General features: G+C 43.0%; 18 protein-coding genes. All 18 read right to left on the minus strand.

Annotated elements, in window-relative coordinates; translation table 11 throughout:
• The coding region (pilV, locus tag ACJHX7_RS22270) for a shufflon system plasmid conjugative transfer pilus tip adhesin PilV (protein ID WP_251362479.1) at positions 1-1132 on the minus strand (1132 nt) is incomplete at its 3' end.
• Positions 1133-1144: 12 nt separating this feature from the next.
• Entirely contained in the window at positions 1145-1780 is a 636-nt protein-coding gene (locus ACJHX7_RS22275) for an A24 family peptidase (protein WP_000934978.1), read from the minus strand.
• A 3-nt stretch (positions 1781-1783) separates the two neighbouring features.
• Positions 1784-2266, minus strand: coding sequence for a lytic transglycosylase domain-containing protein (locus ACJHX7_RS22280; RefSeq protein ID WP_001258095.1), 483 nt, complete (start codon positions 2264-2266; stop codon positions 1784-1786).
• A gap of 66 nt (positions 2267-2332) precedes the next feature.
• Positions 2333-2890: a type 4 pilus major pilin gene (locus tag ACJHX7_RS22285; protein WP_000095051.1), complete on the minus strand. Its 558-nt coding sequence runs from the start codon at positions 2888-2890 to the stop codon at positions 2333-2335.
• 44 nt (positions 2891-2934) lie between these two features.
• Positions 2935-4044, minus strand: a complete 1110-nt coding sequence (locus tag ACJHX7_RS22290) for a type II secretion system F family protein (RefSeq protein WP_000974900.1) — start codon at positions 4042-4044, stop codon at positions 2935-2937.
• Positions 4035-5573: a GspE/PulE family protein gene (locus tag ACJHX7_RS22295; RefSeq protein ID WP_000466225.1), complete on the minus strand. Its 1539-nt coding sequence runs from the start codon at positions 5571-5573 to the stop codon at positions 4035-4037. The genes ACJHX7_RS22290 and ACJHX7_RS22295 overlap by 10 nt, the downstream gene beginning before the upstream one ends.
• 24 nt (positions 5574-5597) lie before the next feature.
• Positions 5598-6092: a type IV pilus biogenesis protein PilP gene (gene pilP, locus ACJHX7_RS22300; RefSeq protein WP_000912553.1), complete on the minus strand. Its 495-nt coding sequence runs from the start codon at positions 6090-6092 to the stop codon at positions 5598-5600.
• Complete coding sequence (gene pilO2, locus ACJHX7_RS22305; RefSeq protein WP_001454111.1) at positions 6076-7386, minus strand: type 4b pilus protein PilO2; 1311 nt, start codon at positions 7384-7386, stop codon at positions 6076-6078. The genes pilP and pilO2 overlap by 17 nt, the downstream gene beginning before the upstream one ends.
• Positions 7387-7435: 49 nt before the next feature.
• Complete coding sequence (locus ACJHX7_RS22310) at positions 7436-9079, minus strand: PilN family type IVB pilus formation outer membrane protein (protein WP_054173908.1); 1644 nt, start codon at positions 9077-9079, stop codon at positions 7436-7438.
• A gap of 50 nt (positions 9080-9129) precedes the next feature.
• The gene (locus ACJHX7_RS22315) at positions 9130-11088 is read right to left on the minus strand and encodes a type IV secretory system conjugative DNA transfer family protein (RefSeq protein WP_410231697.1); all 1959 of its coding nucleotides are present in this window, start codon (positions 11086-11088) and stop codon (positions 9130-9132) included.
• Between the two features lie 15 nt (positions 11089-11103).
• Positions 11104-12159: a P-type DNA transfer ATPase VirB11 gene (virB11, locus tag ACJHX7_RS22320; protein ID WP_001059977.1), complete on the minus strand. Its 1056-nt coding sequence runs from the start codon at positions 12157-12159 to the stop codon at positions 11104-11106.
• 18 nt (positions 12160-12177) lie between these two features.
• Positions 12178-13317 (minus strand): TrbI/VirB10 family protein, encoded by a 1140-nt coding sequence (locus tag ACJHX7_RS22325; RefSeq protein ID WP_000790640.1) that lies wholly within the window; start codon positions 13315-13317, stop codon positions 12178-12180.
• The gene (locus ACJHX7_RS22330) at positions 13307-14008 is read right to left on the minus strand and encodes a TrbG/VirB9 family P-type conjugative transfer protein (protein WP_000274524.1); all 702 of its coding nucleotides are present in this window, start codon (positions 14006-14008) and stop codon (positions 13307-13309) included. The genes ACJHX7_RS22325 and ACJHX7_RS22330 overlap by 11 nt, the downstream gene beginning before the upstream one ends.
• Positions 14009-14073: 65 nt before the next feature.
• The gene (locus ACJHX7_RS22335) at positions 14074-14808 is read right to left on the minus strand and encodes a virB8 family protein (RefSeq protein WP_000432282.1); all 735 of its coding nucleotides are present in this window, start codon (positions 14806-14808) and stop codon (positions 14074-14076) included.
• Positions 14809-14973: 165 nt separating this feature from the next.
• Complete coding sequence (locus ACJHX7_RS22340; protein ID WP_000548950.1) at positions 14974-17331, minus strand: VirB4 family type IV secretion system protein; 2358 nt, start codon at positions 17329-17331, stop codon at positions 14974-14976.
• A 5-nt stretch (positions 17332-17336) separates the two neighbouring features.
• Positions 17337-17657 (minus strand): VirB3 family type IV secretion system protein, encoded by a 321-nt coding sequence (locus tag ACJHX7_RS22345; RefSeq protein ID WP_000362080.1) that lies wholly within the window; start codon positions 17655-17657, stop codon positions 17337-17339.
• 70 nt (positions 17658-17727) lie between these two features.
• Complete coding sequence (locus ACJHX7_RS22350) at positions 17728-18018, minus strand: conjugal transfer protein (protein ID WP_000865479.1); 291 nt, start codon at positions 18016-18018, stop codon at positions 17728-17730.
• Positions 18018-18602, minus strand: coding sequence for a lytic transglycosylase domain-containing protein (locus ACJHX7_RS22355; RefSeq protein WP_113433697.1), 585 nt, complete (start codon positions 18600-18602; stop codon positions 18018-18020). Before ACJHX7_RS22355 ends, ACJHX7_RS22350 begins: the two co-directional genes overlap by 1 nt.
• Positions 18603-18612 lie beyond the last annotated feature (10 nt).

Consider the following 18612-nt stretch of genomic DNA (forward strand, 5'->3'; position numbering starts at 1 on the left):
ACAGCGTACCACTTCCTGTATTGCGACCAGTAAATGATCCTCTGTGTGATCCAAGATTACTGTAACTACCGTTAGAGGAACCGGAAGTTCTCCACACACCGGATTGGCACGAAAGTATCGCCCCTGTACTGTCGCGGCCTACAAGCCCGTTAGGGGAGCAGGAAGCGCCAGCCGTTGCTGTTTTTTCAAGCTGTAAATACTCGCCTGTATAGAGGCGTCCATCAGCGCGTACAGTTCCACCTTTTACCTGGCCGCCAGTGTAAATCCCTTTATTATTCACGCTGCGCAACCAGGATGAATCGGACATATACCAGCCGCCACCATAGGTGCTGTTCATCCAGCCTTTGCTGTTTTTTGTGACCAGCCAGCCATTATTCGAAGTGATATCACCGTTGGTTGTGGCTGTATTTCCTGAAATTGCGCCAGAAAACGTACCGTTACGTGCGCTGATATCGCCGGAGAGCGCGGCGGCGTTGCCGTTTAAAGTGCCGACGTTGTTCAGATTGTTGCTGTTCATATCAATCGCCGTATGCATCCTGTTAAGGTCGGGACGATTAGTTATGGAGTAACGATACAAACGGTCGCTTTCCTGCAAATCAGCGCCAACAAGTGCCATTGCAATATGCCCGGTCGCGCAGTTCAGCCCATAGTTTGAAGGCGTGTCAGACCAGCCGCCACCCGCGCCAATCGCCTGCTTGCTGCTGTTGATGTAGCCGCCAAGCCCTTCAATCATGCTTGCTACCGAGCGCATTCCGGCTTCTGACAGGGACTGACCGCCATTACTACAGGTCAGGGCTTCCAGACGGGATGTTTTGCTGTTCTTTGCAATACCGGTAATGTAGCTTTGTCCAAAATTGGATTCAGAAAAACCAGATTTCAGATAGCCTTTCTGAATGAGTGTTGCTGGCGTGATTGTTTTGGGTAAAGAGCCAGCAAGTAGTGTTGATGCATTGTCAGCAACATAATTACGAACAGCGGTGTTATAGGTATTTGCGTGTTCTGCTGCATTCTGCCAGCGAACATTATTCAGATGGTTTTCAATGTTTTCATAAACTTTAGGGATAACCATCACCATTATGCCGATGACAAGTAATACCTCAAGGAGAGATACACCTTTATCTGTCTTTTTCATTGCTCTTAATCCTCAGAATAATATTCCCGGTACGAGTGAGTAAACAAACATTCCGCCACAAAGGAACGGACCAAATGGAATATATTTTTTTTGCTTGTTTAATCCGCCAAGAGTGAAGAAAATAATTCCGCCGATAACGGCAATAAATACAATTGAACAGGCAATCTCAGGCGTTGGAAACCATACGCCAGTTCCTGCAATAAGTAGCACATCTCCCATGCCGAAACTTTCCGTTCCGTTTTTATATGCAAAGTAAAGTCTTACAAACAGCATAATGAAGAACATCAGCATTGCACAAAACAAACCAGACAATATATTGTTATTCCATGTCTGATATAACAGGCCGGAGAAGATAAATGTCACGGTATAAAGGCGTGGTAGTAGAAATGAAAGAAGGTCTATACAGGCCATTAATGTAAGGAAGGCATAGAAAACAATCACTATTATGGATTGAATCAGGGATAGCTGATTTAATGAAAGATACAGAACGGCAAGCGTTGTCAGTATCAGACAGTAATATTTCTCTGTTCCGGTTTTATAAGATACATTAAGTTTATTTAAGCGGAATTTAACTTCATTGTAGGCGTAGCATTGACAGACGATATTTGCACAGCAAAGTATCGCCGTATTAAATATGCTGTTTAGCATAAGTTACCTTACCATGTATTTATTGTAGACATAGCGTGCGTATTTGATTCTTTTCTGTTCGTTACTTTCTTTAAAACCAGCGTTATAACTGCCAAGACAACTCCAGTTTATGCCACACTTCTGAAAATGTGTTGCCAGAATCCACGCGCCAATTTGTATATTGAGACAGGGGTTATCAATAAGCTCTGATTTGTCTTTTATTACGCCAAGTTTTTTCAGGTTAGGGATGTGTGATGAATTAATTTGCATTAGTCCGTAATCGGTGCTTAATATTTTTCCTTTTTCTTTGTTGTGATTTATCCGGTCTGGTATGAGTGAACTTTCTACAGTGGCAATGCTTTTCAGAAGCAGGGGGTCAATCAGGTAACGTTGCCCGGCTTGTGCAAAGCAGGCATCAAATCGGGTCGTTGTCGCTGAATATGCGGGTTGCAATGAAAAGATTAATGATGAAATACATGATAGCAGGATATAAAGAACAGAACGCACAATACTCCTCCTGTAAACATGGAAAAAATAAGCGCCCGAAGGCGCTTATCCGATGCACATGAAAAATCAGGAATCAGTGCTGAAGGTCAGCGTATTGCTGTCAGTTGCGCAAACAGTTGCTGCACTGACGGTTGATGTGGAAGTGCTGTTAATTTTGGAGATTGCGCTGGAAGAACGCAGGGCGTTTACCATTGCCATGCAGTTTTTCTGTGGGACTTTTTCCTCTACAACATTAAAGGAATACTTATCCGTTGATACTGTTATTTTGACGGAGCCGCCCCACGGATTTTTCGCGCTTGCGCCAGTGGAATCTGCGATCATATCGGATGGTAACAATCCTTGTTTATACAGAGTGGAAATATAGTTACTGTCAGTATAACGCCCCTGGAATTTCAGTGATTTCATGTTGGCAATCACTGTCAGGACATTGTTTTGTTCATTGGATGATTGAATGTTGGATTGCACCATTGAATAGAGTTTATATGCACCTGCTGCAAGTACAACAATAGCACCAACAACCAATAACACTTCCATCAGTGTTGCCCCTTTGTCCTGTTCTTTTTTACGGCGTGCAGAAAGAGAAGAAAAAACAGAACGCATATTTAAAACATTAATAGAAGACATAATAAATAATTCCTTATTTATTGAGAGGTTAAAAATATTAGGGATTAGTGTTGCAGGACGTTACTGACATCGTAGAGAGCAGTAATCATCATTACAATAAATGCGAAAACAATTAATGCGGATACTACAGTTATCCAGACTCCTGTTGATTTGACTTTTCCTTTTGCTTCCTCCAGCCATTTATCAGCATAGTTAGACATCATCAATGCATTGTCAGCATTTTCAGAATGAAGTAATAGTTTGTTAATGCATAATTTCGATGGGAAGTCATAACCGCAACTTTTCATTGCCATTGCAAGTGACTGTCCAAGTAAAACATATCTCCTTATTTCTTTTATTCGTTCGAGTAGCCATCTGTTTTGAGTGCTGTTTTTCTCCAGCCTTTCCAGTGCTTTTGCAACGGGAATATCAATACTTAACATGGAGGCCATGTTGAAGAGAAAACTTACACCATTAAATGTTTTATAAAGTGACCAGGGGGGAATGTAATCAAGATACTGACGGCCTGGTCCTGTATAACGCGCAAGCGAATATCTGATCAGGAAAAACAGTACGATGCAGAAGCAGAGAATATACGTCCCGTTTTCTATCAGGAAACCAGACGTATCTGTCAGTAATCGCATAGAAGTTGTCCAGCGTTCTTTCGGTGCGAGAGAAAGGAAAACAGGTGTTATGGTATCGTGGACCATATACATGTTTACCAGACAACCAAAAAACAGAACGGATGGATAAATCATCGACATAACAAGAGTCATTGTCATTTCAGAACGACTTCTGACAATTTTTATGGCCTGAACTAATCCCCCGGCAAGGTCGCCGCGAATTTCACCGCTGGATATTAATTGATATTCATCCTCCTTTATATATTTTTTTAATGCTGAAGATATTGCCCCTGTGTTATTCAGTGCATTAAGGCACTCACAACAAATATAGTAGGTTGCAGAAGACCCCGTTTTCTTTCCGTAGTCTGTTTCTACATCAATCAGGTGTGTAAGAGCACGCTTTACATTTATGCCATCATTTAACATTCCAGATAAATCTTCATATAAACTTATTCTGGAATACCTGAATGTGTATTTTGCCAGCCAGTGGGATATTCCAGAGAAATCAATTTCTATCGAATTGAGTTTCTCAAATATATCTTTTATCGCCATGTCCCCTCCGGGAGCATTGAGTATTTATCTTCGTCAATGGGGGATATGAAGTGTGCGGACAGCGGATCTACCAGGCCATGATTAATCAGGTGTAATAAGTGCTGATTACGGGTAATTCCTCCAAGTTCATAGTGCCAGTATGATTTTGCTTCCAGACGCCCGGACTGACGATATAACTGAAAAAAACGTGCGTCGGGTGAGACGACTTCTGCTATAACCGTCCTTCCCGTTACGCCTTTATAACAGTGCTCGCAACCGTCAAGATTGCGCAGCCGGACCTGTTCCGGCAGGCAATTTTCCTCAATGAGTTTCCGTTCTTCTGTACTCAGTTTGTCTGCCATTTCAGCATAAGTGCGCTTACAGTAAGGACAGAGTTTTTGTACCAGCCGTTGACTCAGCAGACCGATAAACAGAAGAGGATCTGCAATCAGCCTGGCCTGAATATTCTCCATTTCAAGGCGCTCAATAATATTCAGTGCATCGTTGGCGTGTAAGGTCGTCAGCAGAAGGTGGCCTGTCATCGAGGCTTTGATTGCTGCTAATGCCGATGCGTGATCACGAATTTCGCCGTTCAGTATCGCGTCTGGATCAAGTCGCATAGCGGATTTAATCGCGTCAACCCAGCCATCGACGGAATCCCTGACTGCCGTCTGTATTGCGCCGGGAATGCGGCCCTCCGGCGGTGATTCAATGGTGAAAAGGCGTTTTCGGGGGAGACGCATATTATCGTTATGGTTGAAACCAAACGTGCTCAGATAGGCTTCTGAAGCCGTTCTCAGAGTCGTTGACTTACCGGACCCTGTAGGGCCGGATAAAACGATAATTCCTTCCGGGCGTTGTAACATTCGCCTGATTGTCTGGATTTGTTGTGGCATGTAGCCAAGTTCTTCGAAAGTGGGAATATCCTCGCTGTCATCTTTAATCAGGCGGAAGACCGCGTACACACCACCCACGCACGGATAATGCGAATAGCGCGCCCCAAAAAGATTTACAGGCTTCAGAAAATTCTCTGCGATACGTGCATCCTGCGGTATTGCCGGGTCAAACTGCGTACCTTTGATAACATCGCTCATTCCAGAATAGGCAGCACCCAGCAATTCCAGCCCTTCTTTACGCGGGATGACATCCAGAATTTCCAGTTCCCCATGCACGCGTGCTTCGACATAAGTGAACTCGGAACCGTCCCGACCAGGTGTGATGTGCAAATCGGAACTTCCCAGGTTGTTTGCTTTCGCCAGGTAGCTAATGACCTTTTCCTGGTTGCTGTTTAAGTGTTGTGATGAGTTTGAATCAGACCTTCTTTCGCTGTCCTGGTAGCGGGATGCGATAACATCAAGAGTGGTCCAGGTTATATTTACCTTTCCGGGATATTTAACATTCAGAGTGCCAATATAAGCCTGAACAGCACGCTGTCCTTTACTGTTATCAGCGATATAAACATGAACAGGTTTATCGTCTTTTTCAGATATACTGACGTATACAACATCAGAAATATCTTTTCCGGGATAGTCTGCGTCAGAAAAAAACATTATGTGTCGTCTCTTTCAATAGCATTAAAGAATAAGCTGGCGTTTCTCTGTACCATTCTGAATCCAGACGCCATTACCGGTGATTGATGCCACCTTATAAGAAGTACCAGGAATACTTTGCCCGACCTTGACATCAGTTACTGACCCGTCCAGGAGAGAAATTCGTGCTGACATTTGTTGTGGTGTACCAAATATTTCAATAACACGAAGTGATTTAGCGGCTACACGTTGCGCTGGTATATCGGTATCTGCAAGAGAAGAATACCCGGAAGAGGGCGTTATTGCTGGCGTTGCGGACGCTACACCATTCAAATCAAGATTACGCAATTCACTGACAGCCTTCTGACGCGCCAGCTTTGCTTCGTAAATTACCGTTTCAGCCTGAATCTGCTCTACCTGTAAAATGGTCGGAGATGAATATTTTATTTCGTCTTTTGGCGTGCTTTCAGATTCTGTTGCGTAAGCAAGTGAACTGAAAAAACAGACAGAAATAATCGTTGGTTTAATTATTTTTAACATAGAATGCACCTTTAATCTCATAATTCAGTCTTCCTTCTTCCAGTTTTATTCCTGCATACTGGAAGCGAACGGCAGGTTCATGAAAGTTAGCGAAAAGTATTGAAGGCGGGGTGCTGGTCTGAATCATTAATTCATACTCGTTCCACGGGAGAATTATTGGACGGCCTTCTTCATCTGTTTTTGTGTTTTCAATTTCCTGCCAGGTGAGTTTTAACCTCATTTTTTGTGCAAATGTTGTCAGGCGTTCCTGAATATCTGTTGCCTGTGGCAATGTGTCCGGGGTAATTGGATCAGGTGAAACGTCAAAACTGACAGGAAGAGAAAATCCCCCGGCGCTGCCTTCTGGCAATACAAAAGTTGCTGTGGTTGTCCCCTGGAATATTTCTCGTATCCGTGTGCTGAAGTCCTCGACCGTAACGCCGCTCAGTTCCTTATATGATGTGCGTAACAGCCCGTCATTACCGGATGTGCTGCATTCAGCAAGGTCAAAACGCCATCCGGCGATCGATAAGGGCAGTGCATCCCATTTATCAATGCATTTATCAATAAATGGTTTTATTTCAGGTAAATGTTGCCACGGTGGGGCAATCTGTATTGCCTGTTTGTCTGCCATTTCTTTTGCCAGACGAAGACGTGCAGCTTCTGCCGCAGCTTCTTTTTCCCGGTATTCCTGGTACATGGTGATCCCGTTCCAGAGCAGTATGGCCAGAATGGCACTTCCGCCATAAATCATGAACTGACGTTTTCGGGATACGCGAGTAAACGCCGCCTCTTTCGGCGGTTTTTTTACGTCAATCAACGCAGACAGAGTGAGTGAGGGGAGTGCCTGGCTGATATCCCATGATTCAGGCTGGTATAGTTTCCAGCCGGGTTCTGGTGTTTCATTAAACTCAAGAAATGTTGTCAGGGCACTCATGATCTGACTTTTGTTACCTACAACATCGTTGACGAGAACGTTATTGACGCAGGAAACAAAGCCATAAAGATCACCGAGTTCGCAGATAGCGTATCCGTCAGGTTCGATGAGGGGTTTTATCATCAGTGCCAGTGACCAGAATGAGGACGCCCCTGTGGGAAGATCCTCTTTTCTGATAAATGCCACCATCGTTTTGGTTTCATTTTCTGAATCCTGATACTGACAGGAGAGAAAATATTCAGCGTCGTTTTTTCTTGCGAATGTACGCGCATTCTTTTCTTCTGAAGGAAGCGTTTTCCAGTCCAGACCGGAGAAAAAAGCACGCTTGTTTTTAATAACCGAAGTGAAATTCCGGTTATTCTGATTATTCTCAGACAAAGTGACCTCCAAAAAAACTCCCTGTGTTTTTCAGGGAGTTTTCAGTTAATTAGTTCACATTTTTTATTACTGCACTGGAGCCGGAATTAAGCACATTTGGTGTAATTAAAACGACCAGAATCGTGTCGCCGTCTTCACTGTTAACGCCCCCCCCAAGTCCAAAGAAGGAGGGGGTTATTACACCTTGCTTACTGGTTTTCCGGTTTGATTGCTGGAATCCACTCAGAATGACTGTCTGGCCTGATTTCAGGTCAATAGTCTGATTAATCGTCTTCAAATCCACATTCGGTGTTTGTGCTTTACTGCCGCCACTTTCGAACACCTCAAAAGTAGGTTTGTCAGACAGACTCATTGAGAACAGCAATTGCAGGTTTTGTGAATCCGGCTGAATGTATGGAAGCAGAGTCATATTGAATCCGGTCGTTATTGTTGCCGCATTCAGTGACGTGGATGATCCCACATTGGCGGTGGAATCGGTTGTGACACTTTCAATGAAGCCCTGCTGATTGGCAATTTGCATAGGGACGGGCGTCAGGTTTTTAGTCACAGCGGAGTTTTGCGTTACGACACTGACGCTGCCTTGTGACGACAGGGCTTTCAGAAATGCTTTTGAGCCAGCCAGCTTACCGTCCACGATGGATACACCACTGGTAATAACATTCCCGGCGGCATCACCAAATGAGCCACCAAGACTCAGACCAAGATGACCATCATTAAATACAGCGTTCCAGTCGATTCCCGCCTGTTCCTGGCTTGATTTCTTGATACTCAGGATTTCAACGTTCAGCACAACCTGACGACTCATTTCATTATTGCGCTTGTTCACAATCTCCTGAACGCTGTCCAGTACATCCGGGGTATCTGTTACTGTCAGTGAACCAGTGGACAGATACATGCGCCCTGTGCCTGGTGTCAGCATTGAGGAAACTTCGCTTTTCAGGTCGTTGTACAGCGATGATTTCATTTCCACGGTTGTAGTTTGCGTATTTGATGCGTCGCCAGTCATACCGCCAGAGCTGGTAGAGCCGGTACTGCCGCTGGAAGACATTGTGCCGCTCACAACTTTTGAGTTGTATGCCACATTGCTGTCCATATATGTGATCGGGAATGAGCGCGTTTCCAGATAGAAGAATGTGATACGACCTTTATCGTATTTCCAGGATATTCCCAGCCGTGAGGATACGGTTTGCAGTAGGGCAGGAAGCCCGGAGATATTCAGTTCCGGGAGTGATGTACCGCCAGAAGAGACTTTTACTGGCTGACTGCCTACTGACGCCAGAGGAACCATTCCATTTGCATCCGGTGCTGGAATTGATCCTGTCATTTGTTGTGTTGAGCCAGTGCCTGTACCGTTCAGATAGGTCCAGACATCGGCGCTGATTCGTACCGGAATATGACAGGTTTGTGTGATGCGTTGTGCGATCTGGCGTAGCTCAATATCTGAACGAGTATTAATCACAATCGGGCAGGGCGGCGCTGATTGCTTTACCTGCTTTTCAATAATTGGCGTTGTATTAATCCATTGTTTTGTTGAGTCCTGGATAACCGGGTTATTACGAATTTTTTTCGCGTATTCAGTCGCTTTTTGTGCGTCTCTTTCGGCTGCAAGTTCATTAGCATTGATTTTTTTGAAGTTTGCACAGCCTGATAATAAAAAAGAGGATATTAATAAATAAAGCAATTTTTTATTCATGTTTAATTACCTTATGGAATATGCAAAATACTATTTGCTGGTTGCGAGAATTATTCAGATACGTCTGTTTTATCGTGATTATCAAGGTCTGGATTGGTAATTACATTTCCTCCGGCAACCATGACTTTTTTCTGGTCAGAAAGATAAATTTCCGCATCCCTGGCTATTTTATTCATGAGTTCTGTTTTATCTTTGAACAGGAGTGGGATCTCAACTGGATTGTTACGGGCGATATCCACGCGGCGTTTAAACTCTGGTTCTTCAAACCAGATTATTTTGTTGGCAATAAATGGTCGGCTAAATTCACTGGTTATAATTTCACGGATTGCAATATTTCTGGCTTTATTCTTCTTATCCCGGAGAGACACAATTTCTTCAGGAAGAAGAACCGGGCGCTCTATTACATCATCATTCCGTGTACGTGAACTTCCTCCCTTACCACCACCACTGGATATTGAGCGTTTGGATATTTTCATATCACGCACCCCAATCTCTTCTGAAATCTTTTTAGCCAGAGCATTTTTTGATTTCGGCGGATAGTAAAGCACAACAGCACTGTTTTCAGTGAATGTGGTCCATCCTTCCTGACCGTACATATCGCTTTTTTGCCCTTGTCCTTCATTCTGAAGAATGAACATAAAGCGAAGGTTATAACCTGCTGTAAAACCAACAGCGCGTTCAATGACCTCCGATTTACCCATTGATGTAAATTCATCCAGGAGAATAAGGCACTGGTATTTCAGGTCCGGGTTATGTTCCGGCAGTTCACGACAGTTTTCATTAACCAGTAATGAGAAGAAAAGGTTTACAATTTTCTCATGAGTGATTAAGGCATCCGGTGTCAGACCAAGATAAATTGACATGGGTTTTTTACGAATATCCCGGATATCAAAATCACTGAAATTCGTCGCTTCAGCAGTAACAGGGTTGCTGAATATATTCAGTGGTGATGAAAAGTTCGTTTTTATACTTCCCCTTGTGCGATCTGGTGCTGACATGAACTCAAAGAAGAATGATTTTGTTTTATCGCTAATCCAGCTACGATTTTCAACTTCCTGTCCCATCCATGCGGCGAGATCTTTTCCATTATCGGGAACCGACGTTTTCAGTATGGCGCTGATGGAAACAAGAACGTCCGGTACATTATGACCTTTGGTTTTCTGTTCCAGGTGAAAACGCTCCTTGTCCAGCAGGTAAAGTCCTAACCCGACAAAAAGGTTTCGTGCAGAATCAGACCATATAGGATCATCACTTGCCGGGATAAGGATTGCGGCAATTTTTGCCAGGTCCGTTTCACGAAGTAAATCACTGCGACTGACGCAATCCAGAGGATTCCAGCGGTGAGAGCGTATCTGTCCTTTAATTGCCTGGTCGATAGTTTCCGCGTATCCGGCGGGCGCAAAGAGAAAGCATTTTTGCCCTAATTCTTTTTGCCTGAATCCGGCTGATAAAAACCAGTTTTCAAGTTTGATATCCAGTATGACCATACTTCCTGGATAGTTTACGCAGTTGGGGATAACAATCCCCACCCCTTTACCAGAACGTGTCGGGGCATAAAGAATTAAAAATTGTTGTCCGGCGAAATAAATAAATTGTTTTTTGTATCTCCCCTTGAACATTTTACCGATGAGTATTGGTGGATGTTTGTAAGGTGATTTTTTATCCGGGAAAAAACCTGATTTACTCAGGTCCATATCAGTTGCGAGCCGGGCGTCACCGTAGATGACTTTTTTAGGCATAATCCCAATCACGACAATTAACATGAATATGGCAAAGAATATTAATGGAACGCTGAATCCAAACCATGCCATAAAAACGAGTTTTTTATATTGTGGGTTGCCAGAAAATGTTGAGATTACAGAATGGAATGTATCCCACTTGAGCAAAGACATATCAACGGATGAATATCTTAATGCTGTGTATCCACCGAGATAGTTTGAGGCTATAAGCACACCCACAAGAAGCAGTAACAGGAAGAGAATTAACCCCCCCATCTTTTTTGCATTCATAGTTATCTCCACAATTTACATTGTGCTCAAAAAACGATTTTTTTCTTCGGGTTCGTAATACAGTTCAGTCATTCTGGTATGGTTGAAAAAAAGAATGACATCAATTGATGTTTTTATCGTGCGCATGATGAGGTCCATATCAACAGTCATACCAACATCAGATTGTTTTACAATACTTGCCAGTCGTGAAAATGAGGCATAAGTATTATTAGCATGAATGGTACTGATTGAGCCTTCATGCCCTGTATTAAGCGCCTCCAGATAACTCCATGCTTCGTTACCCCTAAGTTCAGCAAGAAAGATGTGATCTGGCTTTAATCGCATACACGCTTCAATGATTTCCTTCGCTTCAACGGTATTTTTTTTGTAGAAAAGCCGGATGTGGTTTGGATGCAGCGGCAGAGACATTTCCGGTACATCTTCAACGGTTATATAACGCCGTTCAGGTGGAAAGATATCTGCAATTGCCTTTGCTATAGTTGTCTTACCGGAGCCAGTCCCACCTACGATTAAAAAATTAAGACGGTCTTTAACTGCCTCTCTTAAAAATTGAGCTTTAGATTGACCATCCGGACGCCGGGATAATTCATACAGGTAGCGTTGCCGTTCAGTCAGTATTGCTTCGTGTTTTGTTGCAATCCTGACATTATCAAAACGCCCTGTTCGGACATAATCATCTATAGTGAAGCGTGTTAATGATGGCTTGCGGATAGATATCACAACGCTGTTATTTTCCGTTGCAGGTGGAATGATGATTTGTCCACGTTCCCCACCGGGAAGAACTACCGATGCAATGGGATTATCATGGCTAAGTGGTATTTTTATCTTTGATAAGTTCGTCAGAGTTTTGGCAAGTGTCATTAAATTATCAAAAGTCGCGTCTGGCGCATCTTTAGATTCCCAGCCATTTTTCCCTTCAAACCATATTGTTCCTGGTTTATTCACAGATATTTCTGTGACATGTTCAATATTAAGAACAGACTGGATACCCGTCATATCCAGATATCGTCTTGCGGTTTTACTGTTATCTCGTGGTTGTGATGTATTACTGGTATCTCTGATGTTATTCATATCAATTGCTTTACTGAATTACTGAAGTTCATATACGGATGAAAAGTCGATATTTCGCGGAACAATAACAGACAATACAGTCCCCTGATTAATATATGCCGTGGGGGGAATATTTATCGTATTGTCCAGCGTTGTTTTTGCCATTTCTTTTGTTGCGTCAGATGTGTTTTCGTAGGTGATATTGCTGTTTGAGCCTGTTTGTTGCGTGCTGTTTTTCAGAATATCTAAACCATCACCAAGTAATGACAGCAGCAATGCACCACCAAAACGCTGACCAAAATGATTATCGACCCATGCAGGAAGGCCGGAAGCGCCCAGACTGTCAGTGCCAAGTGCGCCAATGCGCACATTGACATTTTCATCTTTGAGCGTTGTCCAGTTAACGAACACACGGGCTACTCCCTGTGTCATGACTTTATTCTGCTCCCCGATCAGTAATGCTCCTTTACGGGCAAGAAGCACTTCGCCGTTATCCGACCAGACGTCTCGTGTTAACTGACACATTGTGATACCGGGATAAGAGGTTACGATTTTCGTTTTGAGCACACAGGATAATGCTGTTCCCGCAGATAACAGATATCGGCGGTTCAGCACAGGGGATACCTTTCCGTCTGCGTACTGACTGCCCTGTAAATCATCTCTTTCCTGGTTTTTTTCGCCTGGTTCCTGATTGTCGATCTTCACCATTGTGTCGCCCATCAGTTGTCGGACGGATTTTGGCAATGGTTGTGGTTGGTTTGGATCTCCACTGGCGGTTTGGGGACTGCCGTTGGCTATCACATTGACGGCTGTTTGATCGGCCTTTTGTGATGCTGGCGCTGACGGGGCATTGTCTGCCTGTTTCTGTTCTTGCTCCTCCTGTGCTTTCCTGCGGTTAGCGGCATCGAGTTTTTCCTTTTCTTCGATGTTTTTCATCATTGTTGTCAGTGAAACGCCATTGTTGGTATTTGTGACCAGTGTCTCGTCAGACTTCTCAAGAGGTGTTTGCTGAACGACCTGTTCTCGTGAAAGAACTTTAAACAAGATAATGATCACAAATAACGCGGCAATCAGTAATATGATGAGGATTAATATTTTTTTTGGTGCTGCTTTACCTTTTACTTCGATAATTCCGCGATTTCCCGCGTCATTATTTTTTTCATCATCTTTATTTTTCATAGCTGAACTTCTCTACTCGTGTTTTTCCGTTTGACGTACCTTTTTTATTCCACGGACGATTAACGATTGATGATGTTCTGATATCTGCAACCTGATCACCCAGGCGCAAACGGAGATTTTCAGCCACGTCATAGTAAACCATTGTGTTTTTATTTCTGTCTCCGTTAACCAGATGTTCATTTCCATCGGCATCAACACGATAAAGGACCGGAATTTCCTGTTTATTAGTCCATCTCATGCATGTAAATTCGCCATTATCCCATACCTGATAAGGGAAAATTGATTTGTCCCCCTTGAGTTGATAATGACCATTAATTATTCCACCATCAGTGCATGGAAATGGCTTTTCAGTCATTACGGTAGCTGACGGTGGTTTCGGATAATTAAAACGCAGAATATACGTGGGTTGTTTCGTGGTTGATATCAGGTAAAGAGGATATATATGCTTATTGGTCTGAACGGTAACGTTTGTATCCGGTTCTTCTGCTTTTGGACGCAGAAACAGAGTGTTGTCCCTGACCGATACTGACCAGGCTTCTGGATCACCAATTCCGACATCTTTTATTGTTTCGTCTTGTCCGAACTTAATTGTTGTTTGTGCGCCTGCTTTTACGCGCACATTAAATACATCCTGCTCGTTATAATCTACGGTCTGAATACGCCCGTCTCGTTCCGATGGTGTGCCGTACATAGCTGCTAAAGCACCAGGTACTTGTAGCATCGACAAAAGAACTATCGCAGTAGTGCGTTTAAGCATCATTTTATAACCTCTGGATCAGGTTGGTAGCTCAGAACTTGCAGTCCCAGCGGATTCACAAGGCGCTCTTTTTCTGTTTTGATATCTTTATCCCAGTCAAAAGAAATCGTCGAAATCCACTCTGTTGCTCTGTATCCGGGGGCGGGTTTACCAGATAAATCCAGTACCATTTTTTTGAAACGCACCTGCGCCATATCCTTCCTTAGAAGGATTACTGAATTAATCTGGACCTTAATTTTGTAGTTGTTTTTCAGAATGTTCAGTGGTGAGGAATCAGCACGAATCATGGTGTCATAAGCTGAAAACACCTTTTGGGAAGACATTGTTTTTACTGTATCGGCCTGTTCCTGGATAGTCTGCCAGTCGTATGCTTCATAGTTAATGAGATATTTTGACAGGAAATATTTAGTCTCAACATCCTGATAACTTTCCTTAGCATCAGATAATTGAGGGGCAATATCAGTATATCCAGTGCTGTTATCCACTCGCACAAGGAACGGTACAGCGGTTTTTAATGGAGCAAGGGAGGCTATTGCGAAACCAAGAATGCAAATTACAACAAATTCACCAATGGCGAGAATGGTAAATGTTTTTGCCTTTTTCTTTATGATTTCAATTTCACTACGCTCAAAGTCACGTATGGCCTTGAAATAATCCTTTTTTTCGTTCTTTTCTTCAAATTTCTTTTTGGAGGCTTCTTTTTTTGAATGTTCATAATAGTTTGTGTTTTCCATTAATAATCACCTGCTTTGATCTGTTCAATTGCTGTGTTTAACTCAAACCATCCCCCTTTTTTCTGCACAGGATTGGGGGTGTGAGAACATGCACTAATTAATAGCGCGGAGGCAATTATGAGGGGGATTTTCATATTGTTTTCCGTTCTGTATAAAACAGAGAAATTAACCGTTCAGGCGTTTCAGGAGTTCTGGTATCCAGATATCAGGAGCTACATCTCCTTTTTCAGCAATAATCTCATCAAAAATAGACAGGCCAGTTTCAGAGCCAGAAAGCACGGGGATAAACTCATCGAATCCAAACAAATCCATTTTGGCGAAAACAGAAGAGCCAGATTGCTTGATGAGCATGGTCCTTGACTCCTTCGTCAGTTCTTTGAGTTTTTCAAACTCTTTTTCAGTAAGCCCAATTTCTTTATATCCTTCCCATTTTGCATCGGGATTGGGCAGGAGAATTTTCGTTGCGGTTTGTTGTACCAGCGCCGCAAAAATTGCGCAGTTTATGGCGTCTTCCGGGGACTGTGATGTTAACCACATCATTTCACCTTTCATGCGCCCCGCTTTCAGTGCGCTTTTAATCATGCTTTGTGTCATGGGAAAGTTTGCTGGCATCCAGAACTCTTCAATAATGGAGAGCATCAGATTGCCGCCGCGTTGCATGATTTCTTTGTAGAAAAACAGGACCGCGAGTAAAGGTTCACAGGCAGGATGAATACCGTTTTTTGTGTCCAGGACAACGGTTGTATCAAATCCCACTTTTTTATGATGCAGTGGATTGAAGGTATTCCGGGGGGAATCCACCGCCCAGGCATATTCGCCGTTGTCGCACCATTTGGCGAGACGCGTCTGAAGTTCAGGACTGACTATATCGAGAAGAAGGGCTGTCCGGCGTTCTTCGACAGGCATTCGCATAATGCTTTCCACGGCAGCGTTTAATTCAATGCCATGTTCATCAGAACAGGGGTTGCCCTGGTTGTCTCGTGCCAGAACCTGTGTCCAGCGTTTCAGAAATGCGAGAAGTCTGTGCCAGACGGGAGATTCCGGGCCTTCTGCCAGTTGCCACGGATTGCAGCCGGTATAGATACCTTCCTGCAATGTGAAATAGCTCCCTCCGTATGCGCGGACAAAAAGTTCGGTAGAACGGTTGTAATCCACAACAAACATTAAAGGGTCAAAGCGTTGAAGAAAGCCGCTGGCTGTTGCTTCAAATGTTGTTTTCCCTGTGCCTGTTGCGCCAAGAAACATTGCGTGTCCGGCAATTTTTTGCCCGGTAACATTTTTTTCCGGTGGGCTGTAATGTGTATTGAACCAGTAAACGCTGCCTGAATCCGTTTTTAAAGGCATTATGGCGGAGCCATCACCAATAGGATTGCCTGATTTTTTCCCGGAGGAATAATTGTGAAAAGACATCAGACAGGCCAGGTTGGTAATTGTTCTTCGGGTATCCAGTGGACGCCTCTTATTCAGCGGCATATGACTGAAAAAAACAAAAGGTGATGCGAGTGAGGCGCGACTGAAGCGGAATCCCTTACCCGAAGTAATAAACTCAGCAGAGAGCTTTATACCATTGCTTCTGGCCTGATCTGGTGTATCACCGAATACCGTTAATGCGCAGTGTAGTGAACCAAACAACGTAATTCCGGCTGCGACCGCTTCTTTACCAGCTTCGAGTTCTTCCTGCTGTATTTTGGCTGCATCATTAGCTGATTGTAGTTTGTTTAACTGTGAATCGATATTCTTCAGGGTTTTTGTTGGTGACTCAAAAATAAAGGATTGAGTAAGAATAAATTCATAGGGTTGTTTGAGAAGGAAATCCCATTGTCCGGGGGTTGTTTCTATCGGGAAATCCTTCAAAATATAATTCGTTGCGAATTTTTTACTATCCGATTCGTTGTTACGCAGTTCAAGAACATCAGCACCAAAATACCATTCAGAATCACAAATACTGGATGATAAGGGGGTGGATGATAAAGGAATCATGTTATGTTCTGCATTTAGCAATAGTGATAGATAGTCTGCCACCTCACTAATATAAGTATTGTATACGGATAATAAAGAAGCGTTAAATGGTAGAAGTGCTTTTTGCGCCTGTTGTGTCATTTCATTCATGCGCTCGATTCCGGTATCAACATCATCGTAGGGTATCCCAAATGTCAGATACCATGTTGATTTATAGAATGCGCTGGATGTGAACAGAGCAAGGTATTTTTTTGAAAACCTGCTTAGAAAATCATTGTCAAAATTCCATTCTCCATTGATGGTTGCTCTTTTCTTGATAAGATGAGTCCATAAATACAGGTCGCCTTCCTTTCCTAACCCAATCAGGAAGTTTTTAACGCTGTTAAATAAATTTGTAAGAACATTATCGTTCTCTGTCTCAAATGGAATGCCTGCTACAACAAGTGAAGCCAGCATTTTCCTGTCAGAAGTAAAGATAATACTGTCTGTTATATGGAAGCGATAATCGGGATATTCACGAGCAACATCCATATTGTCACTGTTTTTTAATTTGATTTTGTGCATATATGTTACCTGACAGATGAATAACCAATAATTAAATCTCTGTGGCGGATTTTTAACAAAAGCCCCATAAGGTTTAAACGGATGACTCTTAGTGCGTTTGAGTCATTTTCACAGGCCAGTTTTACTATAAAAAGAAACAGCGCACATATGACAGGAATAATTATCCCTTTTATACCCCAAAGGAAAATAGCGGGGAAGCCTGTCAGAACAGCGAAAAAAGCCGTGAACAATAACAACATTAAGGGTATACCAGCAATTAACGCAGGACGGTTAAACCCGTTATAAGTCATGAATGACTCACTGACATGTTCATTTACTTTGTCCATAACTCACCATGAAAAAAGCCGCAATTCACACATAAGGTAAATATGCGGCACAGTTGTATATATGGATTACTTATTTGAAGAGTTCCAGCGCCCAGTTCCCGGCGTAAAGTGCACCGCCAGCGAGGGAACAATAGACAAGCGCCATTCCTACATCAGACCAGCTTTTCTTCTCCATGAATGCCATGATGACGTTATAGATCAGGTAACACAAAGCACAAACACCACCAAAGCTAAATGCCCATGTCTTAAGTTCTGTCATGGTATTTGTTGCGGTGTCGAGTCCACCTGCATAGGCAACGGAGGCGGTTAGTGACAGGAAAAACGCCAGGATAAAATACTGCAAAGTTGATTTGACTTTCATTAATTAAAATCTCCAAAAACATCCCAGTCCGGTGATGTTTTCTCTTCATCATTCGGGGGGTTTATTTCTGATTCATCAGTTTTTTCACGGATTGATGGCACGATATAGTTATTCGCGTTACGAATAACCCGTTCCAGATAAGAAGTGTTGTTAAATTTCTTTTCTTTAATAAATCCTGTTGATTCGTTACCCGAATAATACAAAGATAAAGCGCGGAGAATTTTTTGATTACTACTACCCTCCTTTTGTCTCAGATAATTGTCCGTCAGGACTGCCGCTCCTGCTTTTATATTTGTACACGGGTCAAAAACTGTTTTATTAGTCAGATTGAGTGATGGGAAATTTTTGCTGTATATCTGTGTCAGACCTGCACTAAATCTTTTATTTTCTGCTGTTAATTTTTCTGCATATTCAATAGCTCCTTTTTCATCTTTAAAATACTTACTTGTTCCGTCAGAAACATTCGCTATTACATATGGATTAGCCCCTGATTCAGTCATAATCAGGGCATTCATCGTATCGGGTGATACATCAGGGGCACACTGACTTATCAGTGCTGCCAGAACAGCCGCTGATAACTGCATAAGGGATTTA

The sequence above is a fragment of the Escherichia sp. WS1451 genome (assembly GCF_046487365.1).
Taxonomy (GTDB): Bacteria; Pseudomonadota; Gammaproteobacteria; order Enterobacterales; family Enterobacteriaceae; genus Escherichia; species Escherichia coli.